Annotated in this window: 3 protein-coding genes and 1 pseudogene; all 4 read left to right on the top strand. The window is 41.3% G+C overall.

The features are described from left to right. Positions 1–259: transposase (locus tag HT703_RS10150; protein WP_172930069.1), on the top strand; the 259-nt coding region annotated here is incomplete at its 5' end. A gap of 128 nt (positions 260–387) precedes the next feature. After that, positions 388–865: pseudogene (locus HT703_RS10145) on the top strand (DUF4231 domain-containing protein). A gap of 407 nt (positions 866–1,272) precedes the next feature. Further along, on the top strand, positions 1,273–1,410 hold the full coding sequence (locus HT703_RS10140) for a hypothetical protein (protein WP_153300005.1): 138 nt from the start codon (positions 1,273–1,275) through the stop codon (positions 1,408–1,410). A gap of 82 nt (positions 1,411–1,492) precedes the next feature. Continuing rightward, positions 1,493–2,874, top strand: a 1,382-nt coding sequence (locus HT703_RS11440; protein WP_188108540.1) for a YSIRK-type signal peptide-containing protein, incomplete at its 3' end; no start/stop codon positions are given.

The following is a 2,874-nucleotide window of genomic DNA, read 5'->3' as shown; positions in this document are numbered from 1 at the left end:
TGACAGTGCTTATCAAGGAATCATGAAGATAGATCCTCAAGCACAAACTCCACGTAAATCCAGCAAACTCAAGCCGCTAACAGCTGAAGATAAAGCCTGTAACCATGCGCTATCTAAGGAGAGAAGCAAGGTTGAGAACATCTTTGCCAAAGTAAAAACGTTTAAAATGTTTTCAACAACCTATCGAAATCATCGTAAACGCTTCGGCTTACGAATGAACTCGATTGCTGGCATTATCAACCGTGAACTAGGATTCTAGTTTTGCAGGAAGTCTAGTTTTACAATCTACAAGTTGATTCACTTTCTATTATGTATTATTATGATAGTGGTAAACAAAACAGAGAGGAGTTCTATATGACACCAGAAGAAGTCTATATGACAGAGTGATTGGAAAAGCAAATCACCTGCTTTCAGGGGAAAAGTTTCCAGCATCGCAGACGCTACAAGGTCTTGGAGATTGCTGAGATTGTTTCCGGTTTTTTGATTGCGATTTTTTGTGCCATTCCCATGCCGGGCGATTACTATCGCCTTGTCTCTGTTGTGCTTTCAAGCATGGGGTTGCTTTGTGAGGGATTGCTTGGTATTTATAATAGCAAGGAACACTGGATATCCTATCAGAAGGCAGCGCAACTTTTAGAACGAGAAAAGTTTCTCTACCAGTGTCTGACTGAGAAATAAATACGCAGGTGAAAGCAAGCCTTTTACATTCTTTGTCAAGATCTGTGAAGGGATAATCTCTGACGAAATAATCAAGTGGGAAGGCATCCAGTCTAAAGAAGCGGGTGTGCCTGCGGAAACTCCACTCCAATGCAAGAAAAATCGAGGGGGTAAAAGAAAACCTATAGTCAGGGAAAGAATAGCCTGACTGGAAAGCAGTATGAAAAAATGGAATTTACAGCGTAAAACAACTCAAGGTCCGGTTTGTTTTTTGTGCTTAAAAGACAGGAACTTCCTTGAAACTTGAGTTTGTCTCGGTGCATTTGAAAGAAAACTCAGTTTAGACGGAGACTGTTAAACAAGCTTATGGTCTAACCAGTACGGATGTGGTTGAGTAGCTAGTAGATGGTTTTTTAGAAATGGAAAGAGTGCAGATTTCAATGTTTCAACACCTAAAGGAAGATAACTAGGAGGTGATTAAGGTTAAAACAAAACGGATAAATGGTGATTTATTTTCAGGTCTTATCGCTGATGTCGACGAAGAAATCATGAATAGCGATGACAATCGTTTAGCTATCGATAGGATTGTCATCCAACATAATGGCGGTTTGAGCGATGAAGGAGCACCTGGTATGTATCTACAGGCGTTGGTACCTCTGCTTATTACCAGGCTTGGACTATCCAGAGCATGGTTTTTGCCCTGTAGGAGTCTTTGCCATCATTGATACCCAGGAAGCAGACGGCTACACTTGAGGCTTTCTGAAGTCAGAAAAAAGCTGGCTGGCCTTGGAGTTCACAGAAAGAATTACTTAGAACATAAGGAGAAAAATAATTGTTGAAATTGATACAAAATAAGAAAAAAGGTGGAGAGAAAGCCTTTCGCTACTCTCTCAGAAAATTTAAATTTGGCGCGGCTTCTGTGTTGGTAGGACTCTCCTTTTTAGGCAGTGATATATCTACCGTTTCCGCTCATTTTGAAACGGTAGATAATGTGACCTATCTTGGGGATACACCTAAAGAAGTTGAGAATGCTAAGCAATCAGTACAAGTAAGGACTGAGATATCAAAAAATGGCAAGCATGTAAAATATACAATACTTTTCAATAAAAATTATGAATACTGGGCTAGGCCAGGACTTACTGCTTGGTTACCAACTGGTTTGGACCATCGGACGGTTAGGATTAGAACTTATAATTCTGATGGAAAAACAGGGGGAGGGGGATTGCCGTGGAAATTAGTGCACGATTTGGGAGTGCATGAATTTCCTGGTGCGACAAGAGAATTAGTTTTCAATCCTGATTTTGACCCTAGAAACGAAGGAAAATGGAATGAATTTTGGGAAAAAATAGGAAAGGTTGGTTCAGGTTCCGATATTCCAACTGAGTGGAAAGAAAAAAATCAGTTACTGTTTGGTATCAATTCATGGGAAAATTTTTCTCACAATGCTTACAAGTGGGAAATAGAAGCGGATGTTCAAGATGGGGTAGTGGCTTCACAATTACCTGTCGTAGCTGGAATTGTACAGCCTCGTTCAAGATATCCTCGCTATGTTGCAGTAGGACCTAATGAAACAGTAGATACAGACGGAGACGGTTTCCCTGATAAGGAAGAAGTAGAGAAAGGAACAGATCCAAACGATCCTAAGTCAAATCCAGATACCAAAGACACCGACGGAGACGGTTTCCCTGATAAGGTAGAAAAGGCAGAAGGAACGAATCCAAACGATCCTCAGTCAAATCCAGATACCAAAGACACCGACGGAGACGGTTTCCCTGATAAGGTAGAAAAGGCAGAAGGAACGAATCCAAACGATCCTAAGTCAAATCCAGATACCAAAGATACCGATGGAGACGGTTTCCCTGATGTTGTAGAAAAAGACGCAGGTTCAGATCCAAACGATAAGAACTCAACACCAGACAATGTCGACACCGACAAAGACGGCTTCCCTGATAAGGTAGAAAAGGCAGAAGGAACAAATCCAAACGATCCTCAGTCAAATCCAGATACCAAAGACACCGACGGAGACGGTTTCCCTGATAAGGAAGAAGTAGAGAAAGGAACAGACCCTACTAAAGCCGATACAGATGGCGATGGCTTGACTGACAAGGAAGAAGTAGAAAAAGGAACAAATCCGAAAGATCCAAACACGAAACCAGAAGCTAAACCAGTAGATCCATCAAATAACGATACAGATGGCGATGGCTTGACTGACAAGGA

The organism is Streptococcus sp. 3874, assembly GCF_013276425.1.
In the GTDB taxonomy this organism is placed as follows: Bacteria; Bacillota; Bacilli; order Lactobacillales; family Streptococcaceae; genus Streptococcus; species Streptococcus pseudopneumoniae.
The sequence above is the reverse complement of the archived record's forward strand: the minus strand, read 5'-3'. Positions and strand labels throughout refer to the sequence as shown.